This is a genomic window from Hymenobacter aerilatus (assembly GCF_022921095.1).
Classification (GTDB): Bacteria; Bacteroidota; Bacteroidia; order Cytophagales; family Hymenobacteraceae; genus Hymenobacter; species Hymenobacter aerilatus.
Genome location: NZ_CP095053.1, coordinates 1,656,184 through 1,677,611 on the forward strand (window position 1 = coordinate 1,656,184; position 21,428 = coordinate 1,677,611).

Below are 21,428 nucleotides of genomic sequence, written 5' to 3' on the forward strand. Positions count from 1 at the left end.
TGTTGATTTACTTTTACAATTTTTACTACTCACTTAAAATGCATTTGCCGGGATGCTTTTCGCGGCATTATCTATGAATGTTTATCATAGGGTTTTCCTTGGGCTTGGGCTGTTGGTTAGCGCATGTCAATTTGCTAGTGCCCAAGTAGCTAACTCAAAAAAAGAATTGAATTCGCCCGCTGATTATCAATTGTTACTCAATGAAAAACCCTACCCGTTGTCGGCAGGGCAGGCAATACAATATAAGACTGCCGGGGGAGAGGTGATAAAGATTGAGTTGCGCGAGAATGATACGCGTACTTATCACGATGATTGGATTAGCTTCCAGATGCCGCGGTCTGTGTCTGCTTCTAAAACCACTTTGGAAGGAAACATTCAGCAGATAGTTGTAATGAACGCACTAGGGTCAGGCTTGTTAGTGCAGCAATACGAAGCATTTGACCCTGCTAAACTTATCGATTTCATGTTGGATGAGCTTAGCAAAGAAGAGGTAGCAGCAGGACACAAGCGTCAGGACAAAACATGCACGATAAAGCTCGCAGACGGTAAAATTTTAAAAGGAAAAGCGACTGAATTAAAAAATAAAAAGAAGAGTACTTCGTATCAAGTTGTGGCGTGGAGCGGTAATGATGAAGGAATTTTGTTGGTATTACTCAATAACCTAGATGGTAGTCCAGATGACGTCGTCAATACGAAGTTCTTGGAAATGCTAACCACCGATTTTCGAATTATTCGTTAAAAAATAAGCTGTTCCAACTAACGTGTTTACCGGAATCATTGAAGCCCTGGGCACCATTGCCGCCGTGCGGCGCGAAGCCTCTAATATTCATTTCACTGTGGCGTCGCCCTTTGCCGGCGAGCTGCAAATCGACCAGAGCGTGGCGCACGACGGCGTGTGCCTGACGGTGGTGGCTGTGGACGCCGCGGCCGGCACGCACACCGTGACGGCCATCGATGAGACGCTGCAAAAAACCAACCTGGCCAACTGGCAGCCCGGCCGCCGCGTGAATCTGGAGCGCTGCCTCTCCGCCAACGGCCGCTTCGACGGCCACATCGTGCAGGGCCACGTGGACCTGACGGCTGAATGCGAGTCGGTGGAGGACCAAAATGGCAGCTGGCGCTACCGCTTCCGCCACGCGCCCGGTCCCGGCCGCGTCACCGTCGAAAAGGGCTCCATCTGCATCAACGGCACCAGTCTCACGTGCTTTGACTCTACCGACGACGGCTTTTCGGTGGCCATCATTCCCTACACCTACGAGCACACTACCTTCCAGGACCTGCGCCCCGGCGACCGGGTGAACCTGGAGTTCGACATCGTGGGCAAGTACGTGGCAAAGCTGCTGGGCCGGTAAAAAACAACGCGGCCTACGCTCAGTTGAGCGTAGGCCGCGGATGCCCTGCGCAAGGGTAGGAAGGCCTTACTGCGCCGAGGGTGGCGGGGTCTTGGTGCCCCAGGTTTTGTTGGGCTGGCTGCCCATCGTGAACACCAGCTTGCCGCCTTGCATCAGCTCATCGCGGTACAGCCAGCAGTTATTGAGCGGCTTGCCATTCAGCTCCGCTGACTGCACATACACGTTTTCTTTAGAAGTGTTTTTGGTTTCGATAACCAGCTTCTTCTGGTTGCCGAGTTGGATGGTGGCTTTGCTGAAGAGGGGGCTACCTAGCTGCACGATGGGGCGCGCGTCGGTGAAGCCCTTCACATCAAACAAGCCCAGCGCCGTGATGACGTACCACGAACCCAACTGTCCTTGGTCCTCGTCCTGCCCGTAGCCATAGCCGTGGATAGGTTCGGTGCCGTAAAAGTCGTTGCAGATCTGGCGAGTCCACTTCTGCGTGAGCCAGGGCTTGCCCGAGAAGTTGAACAGCCAGCTGATGTGCAGGCAAGGCTGGTTGCCGTGGTTGTAGATGGCATTGACGCCGGCAAACGCGTCGATTTCCTTGCCGCCTCCAAAGTCCGTTTTGGCCGAGGCCGTGAAGATGCTATCGAGGCGGTTGTTGAACGTCTCACGGCCCATGGCGTCAATCAAACCAGCAGGGTTTTGCGGCACGTAAAAGGTGTACTGCATGGCGTTGCCCTCCTGGAAACCGCGCCAGGGCTCGTAGGGCTTGAAGTTGCCCGCAAACGAGCCATTGGCCAGCTTGGGCTGCATCAGTTTGCTCTGCGGGTGCAGGATTTTTTGCCAGCCGTTGGAAAGCTTGAGTAGCTGCTCGTAATCAGACTTCTTACCCAGAGATTTTGCCATTTGCGCGGCTGCGAAGGCGCTGTAGCTATACTCTAGGGTGTGCGAATTGGAGAAATAGGCGCCCGTCGAATCGGTTTTGTACCACTCGCCTTTGTACTCCTTATACTCCTCCTTGAACGGCACGTAGCCGTACTGCGTGAAGGCCTTCACGTCCATCTTGCCTGAGCCGAAGGGGCGGTTGCGGTAGTTCAGCTCGTTGGCGCGCACGGCCTGGTAAGCTAGGTTCACGTCGTAGTTGCGGATGCCGGTTTGGTAGGCGGCCGCAACAGCCAGCCCCACGAAGTTGGTGCCTACCCCCGATACGTACTGGCTGTTGGCTAGGCCATCGGCAAACCAGCCCCGGTCGCGGTACAGTTGCAGCTGGGTGTTCACGAAGCTACCGTACCACTCGGGGTAGGAAAGCGCCCAGAGCTGCGTGAGGTTCCAGTAGCCACCCCAGATAGCGTCGGTGTTGATGAACTCGGGCTTGGGGCCGCGGCCAGTGGTTACTAGCTTGCCTACCTGGCCAGCGTGCTTGGGGTAGTCGCCGTTCACGTCGCTAGCAATGCCGCGCCCTAGTAGGGCATGGAACAGGCCGGTGTAGAACTTGGTCTTGTCTTGCTCATTAGGGCCTTCTACCGCCAGTTTGCCTAGCTCGCGTTGCCAGGTAGCCTGGGCGGCAGTGCGGGCCTGGTCGAAGGTGAGAGTACGGGCTTCGGCTTGCAGGTTAGCTTTTGCATTGGCAATGGAGGTGTAGGAAAGGCCTACCTTCAACTCAACTTTTTCCTGCGCAGTAGTCTGGTAGTTCAGCACCAAGCCAGCGCCTTTGCCGGTGGCTTCGTTTTTCTTGCCCTGCGTGCCTGCGGCCGTGAAAGCCTCCACGCTCGCCGGTTTTTTGCTGATTTCGCCAAAGAAGTACATGTTCACCTGCCCCTGAGGGTCGTAGGTTTTTACGTACTTGGGGTAGGTTTTTACGAAGCCCTCCACGTGCGTGGCGTCCACCATCCGGATGCTGGCATCGGTCACCTCGCCGCTCTCGCCCTGCGTGTTGCCGATGTCGAGGATGATGTGGGCCTGGTCGTTTTTGGGGAAGGTGTAGCGATGAAAGCCTACCCGCTTGGTGGCCGTCAGCTCGGCCGTGATGTTGTAGTCATCGAGCAACACCTTGTAGTAGCCCGGCTCGGCCACCTGGTTTTTGCGGTCGAAGCGGGAACGGTAGCCGCTGTCGGGCTTGTCCAGCTCGCCGGGTTTCACTTTTAACTCCCCCGTGGTGGGCATGAAGCTCACGCCGCCTACCTGCCACTCGTGGAAGTGCACAAAGCCTTCGATGGAGTTTTGGCGGGTGTCGTAGCCTACGGCTTCCCAGCCCGACTTATTGCCGTAGTGGCCGTTGGTGGAGGGAGCCAGCTTGGCCATGCCGTAGGGCACAGCCGCCGGGGTGTAGAAAAACCACCGGCTATGCGCCGTGCCGATGTTGGGATTCACGTATTTCAGCACGTTTTGCGCGCTGGCTTCGCTTACCGTCAACAGCAACGCCAAAGGCAAGACGCCAGCGGAGAAAGACAGTTTCATATAAAAAAGAAGTAGTAAGAGAGATTGTGCAGGAGGTCACCGAACAGTAGGACGGTCTATTGACTATTGCCAGCTGCGCTCGATTTCTTCTAGGGTGCGGCCTTTGGTTTCGGGCACGGACCGCCACACGAAGAAGAAGGTGAAGGCCGACAGCACCGCGTAGAGTCCGAAAGCACCGGCTAAGCCCGCAGCATTTACCAACGATAGGAAGGTGTAGGAAATTAGTGTGCAGGCTATCCAGAGGGCAACCGTAGCCAGTGAGGCGGCCCGGCCGCGTACAGCATTAGGAAAAATTTCGGTGATGACCACCCACACGCCCGGCCCCAGGCCCACCGCGAAGCAGGCCACGTAGAGCATAATCAGCCCGAGCAATAGCGGGCCCGGCGCGTGCAGTTGCAAGGCCACCACCAGCGCGCCCAGCGCCAGCGCCATGCCACCCGAGGCAAACAGCAGCAGCGGCTTGCGCCCTACCCGGTCGATAACGAATAGAGCTATTACGGTGCCCACGAAGTTGATGCCCCCAATCAAGGCATTGGCCCCAATGGCCGAGGCGGCGCTCTGCCCGTTGTACTCAGTGAAGATGACGGAGCCGTAGTAGAGAATAGTATTGATGCCGGTAATTTGTTGTAGCACAGCCAGTACCACCGCAATGCGCAGCGGCTGGCGCAGGCGTGGCTGGTACAGGTCAGCCGCTTCGCCTTGCTCGGCAACTAAGGCAGCCTGAATTTCTTCAGCCTCGGCCGCCGCGGCTACCGGGCCATTCAAACGGGTGAGTGTGCCCAGCGCTTCGGCCTCGCGGCCCTGGCCTAGTAGCCAGCGCGGACTTTCGGGCACCAGCAGCAGCGTACCCATAAACAGAACCGAAGGCGCCGCTGCCGACGCAAACATCCACCGCCACGACGCCAGCCCTAAGTCGGCTAGGTAGTAGCTAGCCACGTATGCCAGCAAAATACCCGTGACAATAGCCAACTGATTCAGCGTGACCAGCTTGCCGCGAATGTGCGCCGGGGAAATTTCGGCAATGTAGAGTGGCACCAGCAGCGAGGCTACCCCAATGGCAAGACCACCCGCCAGCCGCGCCACCACAAACTCGGTGAGCGTGCGCGGTATCGCCGCCGCCAGCGCCGAAAGTGTAAACAGCAGCGCGGCCCCAAATAGCAAACGTCGCCGCCCGTAGCGGTCGGTGAGCCAGCCGGCTACGGCGGCGCCTGCCACTGCGCCAAACAGGATGGCGCTAGCCGCCAGCTCGGTTTGCGAGTCGGTCAGGCCGAAATCCTTTTTCAGAAAAACCAGGGCGCCGTTGATGATGGCCGTGTCGAACCCAAATAGCAGACCGCCCAGCGCTGCCACGGTCGCAATGAGATATACGTAGCTGGCGCTACCAGCCGGGCCGGCTGCGGCAGTGCGGGGGGGAGAACTAGGGGCAGCGGGTGGGAGCATGGTAGGAGATATAACTAAAAGGGTAGTAATCAGAGTAAAATGGATAGCGCGCCGCCTACCCCTTTTGGCGTGGGGGTAGGACCGGTAGGAGCCAACCTATTTGGCCGGGGGCATCAGGCCAGCAGCACATCGATACCCAGCGCACGGAAGGGTGCTAGTTGCGCTTCGGTGGCGCCCGTGTCGGTGATGAGTTGGTGCACCTTCGTGGCGGGGCAGATCAGCGACGTGGCCACCGTGCCGAGCTTGGTGTGGTCGGCCACCACAATGCATTGCTTGGCCTGGCGCACCATCACCTGAATGACGGAGGCTTCTTCGGGGTGGAGCGAGGTGAGGCCCTTTTCAGCATCAATGCCATTCACACCGATAAACAGCTTATCCACAAAGAATTGACTGAGCGCCTGTGTAGTGGCGGGGCCTACCAGCGAAAACCAGCTACCTGTCAGAAAACCGCCCGTCACGAACACGCGCACGTCGTTGCGGTGGCTGAGTTCCATGGCCACGTTCACGGTGTTGGTGATGACCGTCACGTTGGCGCCCGGCCGTAGACTGCGTGTTACTTGCGTGGTGGTGGTGCCAGCCGTGAGAGAAATCATTTCGCCGGGTTGGATGAGGGCGGCGGCCGCCAAGCCGATACGCCGCTTCTCCGAAAGGTTGCGGTCGATCTGCTCGTGAAAGCTGGAATTGTAGCGGAATGGCTCGTAGAGTAGGGGCTCCCGCGGCACCGCACCGCCGTGGGTACGCCGCAGCCAGCCCTGCTGCTCTAGTTCCGTCAGGTCGCGGCGGATGGTGGCCACGGAAACGCCAAACTCGGTTGCCAGCTCCTCCACGGCTACGGTGCCGGTGTGCAGCAGCTTTTCGACAATGGTTTGGGCGCGGGGGGTGGCGGCGTTGTCGGAAGTTAAAAGGTCAGACACGATGAAATTGTGAAGTTGTGAAAAGTGAAGTTGTGAATGTAGGGGATTCACTTTTCACTGTTTCCTGGAGGCCGTTGGTAGAGTTCGCACGAAGTGCGGGCAACAACGGCCAGGCTGCTACTTCCGTCACTAGACGCGTAGGTGCAACCTAAGCGGTTTGCTACGTCCGCACGTAGGCTTTCAGGGTAGCGCACTCTGTGCCGACCGCCGCGCCGTGGGGGCGAATAGTGTAAGCGCCTACCGCCGCGGGCACGATAAACGTCTCGGCGTAGTGCACTACAAAGGGCTCGAAGTCACCGCTGGGGCTTTCTACAATAGCCTCGGCGCCCTCCACCAAGTTGAGCACCTGCACGCCACCGTGGGTGTGGTGGGGCACTACATCCGTAAACCAGTGGCGGCGCGTCTCGATGAACTCGCGCTCGTGCAGGCCGGTGCGCTCCTCGCGCCAGCCTGCGCCGCTGGCCACGGGCTCTATGCAGTTCACCAGGTTCTGCTCTACCCATGTGGTAGTGCGGTCGGGCTGCACGTTGGCCGCACCATGGGTGAGGTGGATAGGGCGTGGCTGGCCATCGAGACCCAGGCGGCCCCAATCCCAGAGCTTGAAGGTGAAAATGTAGGGCGTAGCCGAAATTTCCAGCACCATCGAATTCGCGCCCGAGCAGTGAATGGTGCCCGCCGGAATCAGGAAGTGGTCGTGCTTGCGGGCCAGAAACTCATTGACGTACTCCGCGGCCGGAAACGGGGCCGCGGGGTCGTCCTGGGCGCGTTGCAAATCGGCCAGCATCTGCGGAAAATCGGCGTTTTCCTTCAAGCCCAGGTACACCGCGGCACCCGGCTCGGCATCCAGCATGTAGTAGCTCTCGTCTTGGGTGTAGGCCAGCCCGAACTTATCGAAGGCGTACTCCGTGAGTGGGTGCACTTGCAGCGAGAGGTTGCCGCCGCCCATGGTATCCAGAAAGTCGAAGCGGATGGGAAACTCTGTGCCGAAGCGCCCGTGCACGGCCTCGCCCAGCAGCTCGCGGGGGTGAGCAAACACCAGATCAATGCTCGGAATTTCTACGCGCGCCTCGCCAAAACCCAGCAGCAGTGAGTTCTCCTCGGGTACGCAGTCGAAGCCCCAAGCGTAGTTGGGCGGGCCGTCGGGTAGGTCGCACACCTCGCGCAGCCACTGTCCGCCCCACACCCCAGGGTCAAAAAACGGCACCACCCGAAACGGCCGCCGCACAGTAGCGGCCAGCCCGGCCCGCAGGTCTTCCTCACGGATGAGCTTGGGAGTGGCGGGGTCGTTGGTATCCAGCAAGAAGTCGGCGCGGGGTAGGGCTTGCTTTTTCAAGCGGTCGGCGGCCCGCCAATCCACGAAGAAGGCGCGCTTGTATTTCAGGCTAGCTTTTTCGGCGAAGTTGGCGCTGCCTAGGTTGGCCACCTCACCGCGCCGCTGCCGGAGTTGAATTTCCCAGCGGGCCAAATCGGCGTAGACCAGCACAGCGGGGGTAGGGCACACCAGCGTGGCGCCAGTGCCTAGTACTACTACCAACTGCCCGGCCGCCGAAGCTAGCGTCGCTTGCGCTTCTTGCAGCTTCTCCGAATCAAAAAAGTCGGCTACTGTCAGGCCATTGAGCCGACCAAAAACGGGGTCGTCGGTGAGTGGGCCTGCCACCAGGGCATCGATATCGGCGGGGGAGCGGTAGAGGTCGTCGGCTATTATCAGCTGCGCCGGTTGCAGGGCCTGCGCCAGCTCTTGTTGCAGCTGTTGCAGGTTGGTGCCGGGGTAGCACTCTACGGCTAGCACAATGGGTTGGTTGGGAGCAGTGGGCTCCGTTGGTAGCGCTACCCGCAACGCGCCGGCAATAGCCGACCACCCGATTTGGCAAGCGTCGGGCTTCGCTGTTACTGGTACAAAGGGAAATTTATCGTAATTGGAAGAGCGCATAGAAAGGCAGCAACAGGGAAGTGCAGGCCGCGCATCACATCCTTAGAATGGATGCGTGGCCCAATATCACCGCGTGTCGACTACCGTGGCCGACTGGTTAGCGGTGATTTTGTCGCTGCTATATTAAGAATAATATGATCGTTTTGGTAGTAAACGATCAAAATAACTTGTTTGTTTTAGCAGATAACGCTCATTTAGCCGGCGTTACTCCCCATTGTTTATTGGGTTGCGGACCCATTACGAGAACTAGAGAGCCTCCTTTCAGCAATTCTGCCGCCGGGAATTGGAAGGACTGCAACGGCTTGCCGTTGAGCGTAGCCGCCTGCACGTAGAGGTTACGGCGGGAGGCACCCTTCGCCTCAATAGTGAACTTACCGCCCCTCCCGAAACGCTGACCCAGGTCAATTTCCACCTTTTCGTAGAGTGGGCTACCAATTTCGTAGACGGGCGTGGCACTGGTGCCGCCGTCGGTCTGAAACAGGCCCATGGCGGCCATCACCAGCCATGCGCTCATCTGGCCTTGGTCCTCGTCGCCGAGGTAGGCATTGCCAACTCCGTAGCCGTAGTAGCGCTCTAGAATCGAGCGGCTCCACTTCTGGGTAGACCATGGCTGGCCGGCCCAGTTGAACAAAAAGGCAAAGTGCATCGACTGCTGGTTGCCCTGCACCACGGGGTAGTTCCAGTACTGGTCGTTCATGCCATTGTAGCGCCACGGCTCACTTTCGCGGAAGCCCCATTCCAGCCGGTCGATAAAGGTTTGCCTACCCACTCGTTTGATCAACGCAGGTACATCCTGGGGTACAAAGAACGTGAGCTGCCAGGCGTTGCCCTCAACGTATTCCTCGTTAGCACCGCTACGGAACGGGTCAAAGGCCTTCGTCCAGGTGCCGTTGCTGAGCTTCGTGTGGCTGTAGCCGGCGCTGTCTATTGTGTTTTGCCACCAATAACCGCGGTCATTAAATTTCTGGTAGAAAGCCGGTTGGTTGAGCGATTTAGCCAGTTGTCCTACCGTCCAATCGTCAAAAGAGTACTCCAGCGAGTTGGAGAAGCGGCCTTTGTCGGAGGGTACGTAGTGGTAACGCTCGTAGGCCACCAGGTCGCGGTTGCCGGCAAAGCCCGTGAAAACTTTTTGGGCCGGGGTAGTCTGCATTTTTACTGCCGCCGCCAGCACTTTATTGGCGTCGAAGTCGCGGATGCCCATTTGGTAGGCAGCCACCATCTGCGGAATTTCATGCTCGGCCACCATCACCGGCACGTAGTTCATGCCGGCCGGGCCCTTCGCCAGCCAGCCGTAAGCGTCGTAGAGCGCTAGTTGCGACCGTACCCAGCGGCTGCTCCACTCGGGCGTGATGAGGTTCCAGACCTGGTTCAGATTCCAGAAGGTATTCCAAAAAGCGTCGCAGCCCAGGGCCACGTCGTCGGCGGGGTGGGGTAGGCGATGCACCTGGCCATCGGTGCCGCGCCAGTCGCCGTTGGTGTCGCTCCAAGTATTGCGGCTGCAAATAGACCGGTACAGGGCGTTGTAAAACCGAGTCTTTTCCAGCCGGTTGGTGGTGGTGATCTGCACGCGATTAAGCAGCTCATTCCACGTATCGAGTTGATGCTGGCGTACAGCCTCAAAGCGCCAGCCAAACGGCGTAGTTACTTCAGTTTGCAGATTTTGGGCGGCATTGGCAACGCTCACCAAGGAAATGCTGGACCGTACCTGCACCACGGGATGCTGCTTGGCCTCAAACTCGGCAAATAAGCCGGCGTCTTTTAAATCTTTGCCAGTGAGGGTGGTGCCGTACTGCACCTGGTTGTTGCGCCAGCCACCCAGCCGCTTCATGGGCTGATCGAACTCGACTACAAAATGCAGCGTGTAGTCCTGGTCTGCGTCGTGGCTCCACACGCCGCCCGAAAATTGGTGGATACTCCCTTCGAGACGGTAGGGACTCACCTGCTTCACCTGAACATCCTTCAACTGATAGTCATACTCCGAGGGAATGTGAAAATCAAGCAGCACGCGGGCGCTGTCGCGGTCGGCGGGAAACGTGAACCGCTCGAACCCGCAGCGGGTAGTAGCCGTGACTTCCGCCTTGATACCATAATCGGCCAATTGCACCGCGTAGTAGCCAATAGGCGCCTGTTCCGTTTTCTTGTCGATACGCGAGCGGTAGCCCGACTCCGACCGCAACTCGTCGCCTATCTTAGTTCGTAGCTTGCCGTTGGTGGCAAATACGCCGAGGCCGGCCATGGTCCACTCGTGGATATGGCTGAAGGTGCCCACGCTTTCGTAGGTAGGCTGGTAGCCCGCCTGCCAACCGCCATTCTGGTTGTCGGGGCTCATCTTCACCATGCTAAAGGGCATCCACGGTCCCGGCGCAATCATCCACCGAGAGTGGGCCGTACCCATGCGCGTATCCACGTAGTCGGTCAGGGTTTGCTCTTTTTGCAGTGCGCGCTGCACCACGCCCTGCTGCACCACTTTCCCGTTTGCCAGGATAGCGTAGCGACTTTGGGTAGGGACGGTTACGGCGGGCATCAGCGCCTCAAACTCGTACGCACCCTTTTCTACAGACTCACTAAAAATGGTCTGCTTATCCAGCTGCACGCTCAGGGTAGGCATGCCCGTCACGTGCTGCACACTCACGAGCAAGGGCTGCCGGCGCTGCCCATCGGCGGCCAACTCGTATGAAGCAGGCATGACGGAGCGCACGAAAAGCTGTTGGGGACGTTGCACCGTCACACCCGCCGGGCCAAGCAAGCTCACCTGATCGAAAAGAATCCAGGAACCTTCCGTGACGGTGATAGTCACCTGGTTGCCACCTATTTGCAGGACGCCTTTATCCAGCGGAATTTCGATGACTTTGGGGGTAGCCTTTGCCAGATTGCCGCTGATAGAGGCCGTATCAACGGGACTTTCGGTTAGTTTGGGCCGCCGCTGTTGGCGCACATCGTACCCTGCGGCGGTCAATTGTATTCGTTCTTCCTGCCCGTTGATGCTGACATGCAGCAGGGGCAAAAACGTTTTAGCATAGTCGGCTAATCGAATGACGAGTTTGTAGTTACCCGCTACGGGCAGCTTTTTCAGGGAAAACAGCAGATTCACCTGATTGGTACGCCAGCCAGCGGTGCTCCAAGTGCCGCCCCACGTGTCTACCGGCCCTGGCAATACGTAGGGGAAGTCCCGCTTCTCTTTTGACGCCCCAATGAAAAAACACTTGTCTTCGTAGCCAAAATCCTGGCCCACAAACTTGCGAAAGCCCGCCGGCGCCAGCGCAAACTCCGCCCCCGATTGATCCGCTTTACCCACTTGCCAGAGCACGCGCTCCGGCTGCTGCGCGTGGGAGGAGGCCACTAGGCTCAACAGCAGCAATAGCCCAAAAAGTGTTTTCATCATGCCTATCGTGCCAAAAGAACGGGCAGAAGATAGGCAGAATCGGAAGGAAACAAATAGGATAGGACTGATACTCACCAGACTTTTCGACAAGTGAGTAGCAGACTGCACCGTGAAAGGGCGGCTGATGCGCTCTGGCGCGCTACTGCATGCGGGAAGTTGTCTGCGGCCACCAGCGGGCAGCGCCCCATTTATACAACTCAGCGCAGCCCCAAGCCGTGAGGCTGCCTAGCGTGGCACCAGCCAGTACGTCGGAAGGGTAGTGGGCGCCCAGGTAGATGCGGCTGTAGGATACCACCACAGCCCACGCCAGCGTGAGCCACTTGGCCAGGCGGTAGCGCGTCGGCAGCACCAGCCACAGGAAGATGACCAGAGCAAAGGCGTTGGCCGCGTGCGACGACAAAAATCCGAACTGACCGCCGCAGCCGTTCACCAGATTCAGCGTAGTCGATACCTGCGGGTCGTGGCAGGGACGCAGGCGGGCAAAGTAGGGTTTAAAGAAACGGCTGGAAATCACATCGGCCAGCGCCACGCTCAGGCCCAGCAGCGGCAGCAGTAGCAGGGCCCGGCGTTGGTAGAGGTAGCCCAGCACCACCAGCATCACCGCATAGGCCGGAAACCACACCAAGCGCTCCGAGAAAAACACCATCCACTTGTCCAGCGCGGGCGAGTGGTGCAGGTTGATGGCGATGATCAGCCACCGGTCCAGGGCGCGTAGCTGCTCAAGCAAGGGTAGGAGATGTTGCAGTGGTAGTAGAAACCCAATCGACGCCCTTGCGCAGCCAGGCCAGGGTAGCGGCCTCCGGCGAGCCGGGCGCGGGCACGCGGTTGTAGTGCCACTCGGCACGGGGCGGCATACTCATCAGTATGCTCTCGGTGCGGCCCCCGGTTTCCAGTCCAAAGCGCGTGCCCCGGTCGAAGGCCAGGTTGAACTCGGCGTAGCGGGCGCGGCGCACCAACTGCCATTGCTTTTCGGCTTCGCCGAAGGGTAGGGGCTGGTTGCGGCGCATCAGCTCCGTGTAGGTAGGACCAAACAGATTGCCCACGTCCTGCACAAACGCAAACAGCGCTTCCGCCGAGCCATCTTTGCCCACTGTGAGGCGGTCGAAGAAAATGCCGCCTACGCCGCGGGTTTCCTGACGGTGGGGTAGGAAGAAGTAGTCGTCGGCCCACTGCTTGAAGCGAGGGTAGTAGGCCACATCGTGGCGCTGGCACACGGCCTGAATTTGTTCGTGAAACCAGCGGGCCTGCGCCTCGTCCACGTAAATCGGGGTCAGGTCCAGCCCGCCGCCAAACCACGCCTGCCCGTCGCCGGCCTCAAAATAGCGCACGTTCATGTGGGCAATGGGTACTCTGGGGCTGCGTGGGTGCAGTACCACCGACACGCCTGTGGCGAAAAACGCCGGGTTGGGCATGTGCAGCAGTTGGGCCGCCTGGGCACTCATCTCGCCTGCCACCGCCGAAAACGCCACGCCGGCTTTTTCCAGCACCGTACCCTCGGTGAGCACGCGGGTGCGGCCGCCGCCGCTCTGGTGGTGCTGCCAGGCATCGGTCAGGAACTTGCCGGTGCCATCGGCCTGCTCTAGCTGTTGGCAGAGACGGTCTTGAAAGTCACGCATCCAGCTTTCTACGGTAGCGCGGAAGGCGGACGGAGCAGGGGTAGACGGAGAGGTGGGAGTAGCAGACAAAAGCGCAGTAGATGTAGCTAGAAGAAAGCCGCCACGCCGGAGCGCCGGGGCCGAAGGTGCAAAAATACGTACAAAACCTGCTCCGCAGGCATTCTTCGCCCAAAGCCGTACTTTCGCTTTTTCCTACCCCACCCGCATGACCACCCCACCCACCCCCTTCTCCGACCCTGCTTCCCCGTTCACCGTTCCCCACCCGGATACCCAGATGCGCGCCTACCGTCTGATGCACACGGCCGCCGAGCTGGCGCGTCTCTACGAAGAAAACAAGGCCGTGACGGCCCGCTATGTGCACGCCACCGCCCGCGGCCACGAAGCTGTGCAGCTGGCCGCCGCTTTCCACCTGCGCCCTACCGACTACGCCGCCCCTTACTACCGCGACGATGCTTTGCTGCTGGGCCTGGGCTTGCAGCCCTACGAGCTGATGCTGCAACTGCTAGCCAAGCGCGACGACCCGTTTTCAGGCGGGCGCACGTACTACGGGCACCCTTCCCTGCGCCGGGAGGGCTTCCCCATAATTCCGCACCAAAGCTCGGCCACCGGTATGCAGGCCATTCCGGCCACGGGCATGGCCCACGGCATCAAGTATCTGGAAAGTCAGGGCCTGCTAAAGACTGCCGACCAGCGCCCTGTAGTGCTGTGCTCCATCGGCGACGGGGCCATGACGGAGGGCGAGGTGAGTGAAGCTCTGCAAATGGCTGTGTTGCACCAACTACCCGTTATTTTCTTGGTGCAGGATAACGACTGGGGTATTTCGGCTACTGGCCAGGAGATGCGCGCCATGAACGCCTACGAGTTTGCGGCCGGCTTCAAAGGGCTGCACCGCTTGAAAATTGACGGCGCCGATTTTGCTGTATCCTACGCCGGGCTGGCTGCAGCCTTTGCCCACGCCCGCGACACCCGCGGTCCGGTGCTGGTGCACGCTACCTGCCCTTTGTTGGCCCACCACACCAGCGGCGTGCGGCGCGAGAAATACCGCGGCGACAACATCACTCAGCACGCCACCAACGACCCGCTGCCACGCCTGCACCGCCAGCTGCTGGATATGGGCCTGGCTACCGAAGCCGAGTTGGACCACTTGGCCGCCCAGGCCCGCACGACAGTCGAGAATGACTATCAGCGGGCCCTGCAAGCCGCCGACCCCGACCCAGCTACCTTCGCCGACCACGAATTCGCCCCGCCGACCATTACGGAGGAAGCCGGCGAGCGAAGCCCCGCCGGCGCCGAGAAAGTGACGATGGTAGACGCCGCTCTGCATGCTGTGGATGATATTTTGCGCGAGTTTCCAGAGGCGTTGTTCTACGGGCAGGACGTAGGTGGCGCCCTGGGTGGCGTGTTTCGCGAAGCGGCACTGCTGGCGCAGAAATATGGTGCCCAACGTGTGTTTAATACCCCCATTCAAGAAGCCTATATTGTGGGCAGCACGGCCGGTATGGCAGCCGTGGGCGCCAAGGCCATTGTCGAAATTCAGTTTGCTGACTATATCTGGCCGGGCCTGAATCAGTTGGTGGAGGAACTATCGAAGTCGTGCTACCTATCCAACGGTCAGTTTCCAGTGCAGAGCCTGATTCGGGTGCCGGTGGGCGCGTATGGGGGCGGCGGCCCCTACCACTCGGGCTCGGTGGAAAGCACCTTGCTGAACATCCGGGGTATCAAGGTGGTCTACCCCAGTAACGCGGCCGATATGAAGGGCCTGCTACGCGCCGCCTTCCTCGACCCCAATCCGGTGGTGCTGCTGGAGCATAAAGGCCTGTACTGGAGCAAGGTGCCCGGCACCGAGGACGCCCGCACGCCCGAGCCGGCCACCGGCTACGTGCTACCCCTGGGCCAAGCCGCCATTGCTCAACCCGCTGACCCCGAGCAGACGCGCCGAGGTGCTACCTGCGTGGTCGTTACCTACGGTATGGGCGTGTACTGGGCCAAAACCGCCAGCCAGCAATTCCCCGGTCGCGTCGAAATCCTGGACCTGCGCACCCTCAACCCCCTCGACTACGCGGCGGTGGAACGCGCCGTGCGCCAGCATAGTAAAGTACTGGTGCTCACCGAAGAACCTCTGCTCAACTCCTTCGCCGAGAGCCTCGCCGGGCGCATCCAGCGCACCTGCTTCCAGCACCTCGACGCGCCCGTATTCACCCTGGGCGCCGCCAATCTCCCTGCCGTTCCGCTGAACGTGGCCCTGGAAAAGCAAATGCTCCCCAATGCCGAGAAGGTAGCCAAAACGTTGGGCGAGCTATTGGGGTGGTAACTGGTGAAATAGTGAGATGGTGAGTTTTGACGTTCTGTCATCCTGAGCAGCGCGAAGGACCTTGTGCCTGCAGAACAAGTCGTTGTTACGATAATTGCTCACGCGTGAGAAGGTCCTTCGCGCTGCTCAGGATGACACACAGCTTTATTCACTCCACTTCTCGTTAGAACGGATACCCTATACCTAGGTTAAATGCCGTTTGGCGGGCGCCGAAACCGAAGTTGCGAATCACCCAGCGGTTGCCGGGGTGAGTAGGATCGTAGACTTTGGTGGCTACATCGAGGCGTAGGATGAGGAAAGTAAAATCGAAGCGCAGGCCGAAGCCCGAGCCTACGGCAAACTCCTTGTAAAAGCGGTTGAACTGAAAATCGGCATTTTCGCGACTGTCTTTGTGCAGTAGCCATGCGTTGCCGTAGTCCGTAAACACAGCTCCGTTAATGAAGCTGTACAGCGGGAATCGATATTCTACGTTGCCTTCCAGCAGCAATTCACCCGGCTGCTCTTGGGCTAGGTTCTGGCGCCTATTGGCGTCGAGCGTCTGCGCCGAGCCCAGGCCCAGGCGGCGTGGTGCCCATGCCCGTACGCTGGAACTACCGCCAGCAAACACAAACTTGTCATAGGGGATGATCAGACCTGTCTGCTGCACGTCGGAGCCGGCGGGGTAATAGGTGGTAGGAGTGAGGGCACGCGCCACGCCTACGTTGAAGCGATAAACGAAATATGATTTCTGATTTAGCTTGATATAGCGGCGGTAATCGGCATTAAAGCGGGCAAAGTTAAATACGTTCAGATCCGGGAAAATCGCTTGGTAAATCTTGCGCGTAAGGCCGCCTACTTCGGCATACATGCGCAGATAGCGGGCGTCGCGGGTCTGGTTAAAATCGTTGGAGTTGTAAAGGGAAGTGAAGTTGATGCTGGGTACCAGCTGCCGGGTAAAGCTCTGAATCAGTGGAAATCCACGCCTAGATAACGAGCGTAACGTGTCTAGGAAGATATCATCAATTTTCGGGGTGCTCACAATACTTAAGTCAGCGGGTGTGAACACGTACTGATGAAACTCGGAACGCTGCCAGATATAGTCGTAGGTAGCCTCGGCATTAGTACGCGTGTACTGCGGCCGACTCACAAACGTGTAGGAGGCGTTGATGCGGGTACGCGGGTTGTAGCGAACCAAGTAGCGCTGGGGCCGGAAAGGAATGATGAATTGTGGAATGACCAAATTCACGTTGCCGCCAATCTGGGTAGTGAGCACTGCATCAGGGTTGCCGCTAGTCTCACCATTAGTACTGGCAATATTATACTGCCCTTCAAAGCCAGTACGCACGCCAAACTCCAGCACTTCGGCCCCCCCAAACGGATTGCGCACGCGCAGGCGCACGTTGGCAAAGGGGCCTACCAGTCCGCTCACGTAAGTGCCCCCAAACTCGGTGGTTTCCTGAAATTTCTTGGCCGGCGAGGCATTCACAATAGCCACCAGCTGGCCCTGTACTGAGTCGGCCAGGGTGTTCGACTGGCGGGGTAGGCGGCGGTAGTTCACCGTATTGAACCGGAACATATCCAGCGAACCCAACTGCCGTTGCGTGAGCAGGGTATTGGCCAGGCTGTAATGGTCGCCGGGGCGCACTTCCAGCTTATCGTCCAGAATGCGCGGGCGGATTTTGTGCTCGTAGGCCAGGAACTTCACCGAGTCGCGCACCACCGTGTCGCGCGCTACTCCAAAGCGCACCAAGCCGGCGTCGGCAATAAAGCTTACGCGCTCAATGGTATACAGGCGGTGTGACTGGCCCGGTGCCGGATCGGCAACGAAGGTGCGCAGGCGCACAGTGGTTGGCACAAAGCTAGTATCAGCCTCCAGCGTGATATACTGCTCACGGAAGTCATAGTATCCCGCGTTTTTCAGCAGCGTTTCGATGCGGGTGCGCTCCTGCCCAATCATCTCTTCGTCGTACTGGTCGCCCACGTGCAGCAGCGACCCGGGCCTGGTGGCTAGCACCCGCCGTGCCACGCTCGTGTCGGGGATGGTGTAGTCAAGCTGGGTATAATGGAAAGGTGGGCCCTCGTGCACGTGGTAGGTCACGGTGGCGCGACGGTCCTCCACAGTATCGGTGGCATACACACTGCTGCGGAAGAAGCCCTTGGATTTTAAGAAGATACCGAGCTGCGTGACCGTCTGGCGCGTGAGGGCCGTGTCGTAGAGCACCGGCGGTTCGCCGATGCGCATGATGGCGTTGCCCTTGTCGAGCTTCTGCTGGTAGCGCCGGTTGAGTCGTTCCCGCTTCTGCGTGAGCTTGGCTACTTCCACCGAGTCGGGGCGGGCCTGGGCAATAAGGCGGTTGTAGCGCTCCAAATCGGCGTTGAGCTTGCGCCGGACTTTCGCCGAGTCATAAAAATTCGTCCCCAGCTGATAGATGAGTAGCTTTGGGATGGGAAACCGAGAGTTAGGCTTTTGCTGGTAGAGCGTTTGCATGCGCTCGGCATCGGCCTTGTCTACCCCCTCCAATTCAATAGTATTCAGCAAGTTTCGGCCGGGCGGTACCAGCTTAGTGGGTGCGCAGCCGGCCAGCGCCAGCAGCAGCCAGCACACTGGCAACAGTCGGCGCCAGTGCAAGCTGGCTCCCAGTGTATTAACGAAGAACAATGGTTTCAAAAGCAGTAGCAAAATATGTGCACGCCCTGCACCAAAAAAAATACCGGTTACGGCACGGCGCTTTTCTGGTGGAAGGAGGCAAAAGCGTTCTGGAGCTGCTAAGTTCTACACTTCTGACCGAACGGTTGTTCGTGACGGCGGAGTTTGCGGCAAAAATTTCGCCACTCCCCGCCCAGGTACCTGTAGAGGTGGTTTCGGCGGAGGAACTGACCCGCCTGGGTACATTGGCTACCAACCAAACGGCGCTGGCCGTGGCCCGCCTACCCGAGGAGCTACCCCTGCCTACGGCGCCCGGCCTATTATTAGCACTGGACGAGGTGCGCGACCCCGGCAACCTAGGCACGCTCATTCGCCTGGCCGACTGGTACGGCCTGCCCGGCGTGGTATGCTCCGACACCTGCGCCGACCCGTGGAGCCCCAAAACGGTGGCCGCCACCATGGGCTCGTTCACCCGCGTGCCTGTTTGGCAGCGTAATTTGCCGCCGTGGCTGGCCTCCCTGCCCCCCACAATGCCCATCTACGGTGCCGACTTGCATGGCGACAACGTACACCGCCTCCAACTGCAACCCCAGGGCGTGCTGGTGATGGGGAGCGAAAGCCACGGCCTCACACCGGCCGTAGAGCAGTGCCTCACCCAGCGCCTGCACATCCCCGGCCGCGGCCAAGCCGAGAGCCTGAACGTAGCTATTTCGGCGGCTATTCTGCTGGATAATTTTTTCCGGGCGGGGTAGGGAGTTGATAGAACACCTGTTAGAAAAAAACAAAAGCCAGTCATGCTGCGCGCAGCATGACTGGCTTTTTATGTACTCTATTCGTTAATCAAGCCCGAAAAACGTGATGCCGAAGCTCAGGCTCTGGGCCTGGGGCCCACGGTTGTCTTTGAACAACTGGTTGAGGTGGTACTTGGCAAACAAGTCTACCTTACGGAAGCCGATACCACCCTGCAGGCCATACTGGAAATCCTCTAAATTATAGCTGCCGCGGTCTTTGTCTTTGCGGGTGTCGCCGTCCTGGTCGTACTTCAGCTTGGTGTGCGTGCCCAGGCGGTAGCCCACAAAGCCCCCGGCCGCCAGCCGGAACGTTTTGCGGTATTCCTTGTCGCGCAGGTTCAGCTGGAGCATCACGGGCAGGTTGAGGCTAGACATCATCAGCTTGCTCTTTTCCACGGGAAAGCCGGTGCGCTCTACCGTGGTGTAGTTGGGCTGGCCGCTGCCGAGACCGGGGTTCGACACAAACTGGGTGTTGTTGTCGAGCATGTAGTTGTTGAAGGAAAACTCGGGGCCCAGCAGCAGGTACATGGGCGAGCCTTTGCTGCCCAGACGCTGGGCGTAGCGCCAGTATAAGCTCACGTAGCGCGAGCCAAAGGGGCGCAGATCAATAGGCTGCCCGCTGGTAGGCGCGCTTTTGTTCACAAGCGCATTCAGGCCCAGATCCATCCCAAAGGCGCTTTTGCTGCTGCGGTTGGCTTCGCGCTGGCGCTTGGCTATGCGCAGCGAGTCGCGGTTCGCATCTTTGCTGGTATTGTCGATGCGGACGGAAACGTGGCCGTTGCCCTGCTCGTCTTTCCTCTCCACTACCACCACGCTACCGGCACGGCCCAGGGTCACGTCTACGCGCTCGGCAGTGGGTTTCTGGGGCTTGCCCTGCGCATCCTCGTTGCGCACCGTAATGCGGATTTGCTCGGGCACGCCGGCGCCGGGGTGGTCTTTGGCGGGGTAGAACTCCGTCGTCACCTCACCCGACTGCGAGTTTTTCCCGGCGGCCTCAGCCTGCGTGATGTAGCCGTTCAGCACGGTCATCAGCGAGTCGAGCTTATAGTTCTGCAACTGCCGCAGCTGTGCTTTGTTCTTCACGTACAGTGTCATCACAGCCTGGTTGGGTAGGCGCACGATGATGGTATCGTCGTTGTGAACAGGGGTAGGACGAAGCGAGCGAACGGAGAGGAGGTCGGTAGCACGGGCCGAGCAAGGCGCGGCCAGGGCCAGCAGCGCAGCGGCGGCTAGCAGGGAAGATACGCGTTTCATGGCGTGGAAGTGTTAGAGTTGAATCGTTTTGTTGAGCTGATGGCCGGCCACACGAGCCTGCACCGTCAGGGTTTCGGGTAGGCCTACCTGTTGGAGGTCTACCGGGTCGCCAACTACGGCATTGCGCGCCTGGCGCAGCACCGCACCCAGGCGGCTACGCTGCTGGGGCGTCGCCGCGGGGGCCGACGATGCGACCAGCACTGGTGCTGCCGCTTCGCGCACCACCTCCACCTCAATGGGGCGGGTAGGCACTTGCGTGGTAGTCAGCGTGGCTGGCACGGCTACGGTTGCTACTTCCGAAGCAGCTACCGCGCCCAGGCGCTCCGGACGCGCCTTGGGGGTAGCAAGCGTAGCCACGGCAGCCGGCGCCGGGCGAGCAGAAGTAGTAGTGGCCGCAACCATGTGGGTAGCTGCTGGCTGAGAACTGGCGGGCAGCGCCGTTTGCGCTGTCGAAGCATCGGGGGCGGTAGCAACCGGGGCTTCTGAAGGGATAGATGCGAGGTCTTGGGGAGCGGTTGCCTGGGTAGGCAATTCTTTTTTCGGGGCGGAAGCTGCGGGGCTGGTGGTGGCCAGCTGGCCTGCCGTATCTACGGTGCCAGGGGCTTGCAGCAGCCAGCCCAGGCCAACTGCCAGCAGTAGCGCTACTACCGCGGCGGCGGAGTATAACCACATAGCGGGGCGCTTTTTAGCGGGTTGTATCTCTTCCTCTAGTTGAGCCCATAGGTGGTCGGGCGGGGTAGGGGCGTGACCCTGGAGCCGGTCCCGAAACAGCTGATCAATATCTTCCGGTTGCATAGTATTCTTTTGGTGGGGTGGTAGAAATGGCCGTGGCGTTGGCCACGGTCAGGCGGCGCTGCAACATGGCCCGCGCCTTGCTAAGCTGCGACTTGCTGGTGCCTTCCGAAATGCCCAGCAGCTCGGCAATTTCGGGGTGGGAGTAGCCCTCCAGCGCGTACAGGTTGAACACCGTACGGTAGCCAGCAGGCAGCTCGGCCAGCAGGGCCAGCATGTCGTCGGCCTGTAGCTGGGTGTCGGCGGTGGCAGGCGTCACGGCGGCTGTGCTGGGCACGTCGTCTATGGCCAAGTGCAGGGGCTCCTTGCGGCGCAGCTGCCCCAGGGCCTCATTCACCATAATCCGCCGGATCCAGCCCTCAAACGAGCCCTCGTTTCGGTACTGGTCCAAGGCTCTAAACACCTTCACAAAGCCGCCAATCATCACCTCCTCAGCATCCTCGCGATGGCGTAGGTAGCGCAGGCACACGGAGAGCATCAGCCCCGCAAACCGCTCGTAGAGCAGCTTTTGGGCGCGGCTGTTGCCCTGGCGGCAAGCGGCAATGAGGTCGGCGTCGGTCACGGGTGTTGGGGTAGAG

At 59.5% G+C, this 21,428-nt stretch carries 15 protein-coding genes; 4 read left to right on the forward strand and 11 right to left on the reverse strand.

Annotated elements, in window-relative coordinates:
- The first annotated feature begins 73 nt into the window (after nucleotides 1-73).
- Nucleotides 74-739, forward strand: coding sequence for a hypothetical protein (locus MUN82_RS06980; RefSeq protein WP_245096132.1), 666 nt, complete (start codon nucleotides 74-76; stop codon nucleotides 737-739).
- 22 nt (nucleotides 740-761) lie between these two features.
- Nucleotides 762-1,352, forward strand: a complete 591-nt coding sequence (locus tag MUN82_RS06985) for a riboflavin synthase (RefSeq protein WP_245096134.1) — start codon at nucleotides 762-764, stop codon at nucleotides 1,350-1,352.
- A 66-nt stretch (nucleotides 1,353-1,418) separates the two neighbouring features.
- On the opposite strand, the gene MUN82_RS06990 is transcribed toward MUN82_RS06985, so the two are convergent.
- From MUN82_RS06990 to hemF, 7 genes are all read right to left on the reverse strand, one after another.
- Nucleotides 1,419-3,794: a GH92 family glycosyl hydrolase gene (locus tag MUN82_RS06990; protein WP_245096136.1), complete on the reverse strand. Its 2,376-nt coding sequence runs from the start codon at nucleotides 3,792-3,794 to the stop codon at nucleotides 1,419-1,421.
- Nucleotides 3,795-3,857: 63 nt separating this feature from the next.
- The gene (locus MUN82_RS06995; RefSeq protein WP_245096137.1) at nucleotides 3,858-5,234 is read right to left on the reverse strand and encodes a sugar porter family MFS transporter; all 1,377 of its coding nucleotides are present in this window, start codon (nucleotides 5,232-5,234) and stop codon (nucleotides 3,858-3,860) included.
- A 113-nt stretch (nucleotides 5,235-5,347) separates the two neighbouring features.
- Nucleotides 5,348-6,148, reverse strand: a complete 801-nt coding sequence (locus tag MUN82_RS07000) for a DeoR/GlpR family DNA-binding transcription regulator (protein ID WP_245096139.1) — start codon at nucleotides 6,146-6,148, stop codon at nucleotides 5,348-5,350.
- Between the two features lie 160 nt (nucleotides 6,149-6,308).
- Nucleotides 6,309-8,078, reverse strand: a complete 1,770-nt coding sequence (locus MUN82_RS07005; RefSeq protein ID WP_245096141.1) for a class I mannose-6-phosphate isomerase — start codon at nucleotides 8,076-8,078, stop codon at nucleotides 6,309-6,311.
- Nucleotides 8,079-8,268: 190 nt separating this feature from the next.
- The gene (locus MUN82_RS07010) at nucleotides 8,269-11,460 is read right to left on the reverse strand and encodes a glycoside hydrolase family 92 protein (protein ID WP_245096143.1); all 3,192 of its coding nucleotides are present in this window, start codon (nucleotides 11,458-11,460) and stop codon (nucleotides 8,269-8,271) included.
- Nucleotides 11,461-11,599: 139 nt separating this feature from the next.
- Nucleotides 11,600-12,187 (reverse strand): phosphatase PAP2 family protein, encoded by a 588-nt coding sequence (locus MUN82_RS07015; protein WP_245096144.1) that lies wholly within the window; start codon nucleotides 12,185-12,187, stop codon nucleotides 11,600-11,602.
- The gene (gene hemF / locus MUN82_RS07020; RefSeq protein WP_262922846.1) at nucleotides 12,180-13,145 is read right to left on the reverse strand and encodes an oxygen-dependent coproporphyrinogen oxidase; all 966 of its coding nucleotides are present in this window, start codon (nucleotides 13,143-13,145) and stop codon (nucleotides 12,180-12,182) included. The genes MUN82_RS07015 and hemF overlap by 8 nt, the downstream gene beginning before the upstream one ends.
- A 136-nt stretch (nucleotides 13,146-13,281) precedes the next feature.
- Here hemF and MUN82_RS07025 point away from each other — a divergent pair, with 136 nt between their 5' ends.
- Nucleotides 13,282-15,387, forward strand: a complete 2,106-nt coding sequence (locus MUN82_RS07025; RefSeq protein WP_245096146.1) for an alpha-ketoacid dehydrogenase subunit alpha/beta — start codon at nucleotides 13,282-13,284, stop codon at nucleotides 15,385-15,387.
- A gap of 163 nt (nucleotides 15,388-15,550) precedes the next feature.
- Here MUN82_RS07025 and tamL read toward each other — a convergent pair whose 3' ends face one another.
- On the reverse strand, nucleotides 15,551-18,034 hold the full coding sequence (gene tamL / locus MUN82_RS07030; protein WP_245096147.1) for a translocation and assembly module lipoprotein TamL: 2,484 nt from the start codon (nucleotides 18,032-18,034) through the stop codon (nucleotides 15,551-15,553).
- On the opposite strand from tamL, the gene MUN82_RS07035 reads away from it, so the two are divergent.
- Nucleotides 18,025-18,765 (forward strand): RNA methyltransferase, encoded by a 741-nt coding sequence (locus MUN82_RS07035; RefSeq protein ID WP_245096149.1) that lies wholly within the window; start codon nucleotides 18,025-18,027, stop codon nucleotides 18,763-18,765. The genes tamL and MUN82_RS07035 overlap by 10 nt on opposite strands.
- Before the next feature lie 84 nt (nucleotides 18,766-18,849).
- Here the strand turns inward: MUN82_RS07035 and MUN82_RS07040 are convergent, their stop codons facing one another.
- The 3 genes from MUN82_RS07040 to MUN82_RS07050 are packed head-to-tail and all read right to left on the reverse strand — an operon-like array spanning nucleotide 18,850 to nucleotide 21,412.
- Nucleotides 18,850-20,058: an outer membrane beta-barrel protein gene (locus tag MUN82_RS07040; RefSeq protein ID WP_245096151.1), complete on the reverse strand. Its 1,209-nt coding sequence runs from the start codon at nucleotides 20,056-20,058 to the stop codon at nucleotides 18,850-18,852.
- Nucleotides 20,059-20,070: 12 nt separating this feature from the next.
- Entirely contained in the window at nucleotides 20,071-20,853 is a 783-nt protein-coding gene (locus tag MUN82_RS07045; protein ID WP_245096153.1) for a hypothetical protein, read from the reverse strand.
- On the reverse strand, nucleotides 20,834-21,412 hold the full coding sequence (locus MUN82_RS07050; RefSeq protein WP_245096154.1) for an RNA polymerase sigma factor: 579 nt from the start codon (nucleotides 21,410-21,412) through the stop codon (nucleotides 20,834-20,836). Before MUN82_RS07050 ends, MUN82_RS07045 begins: the two co-directional genes overlap by 20 nt.
- Nucleotides 21,413-21,428: the final 16 nt, after the last annotated feature.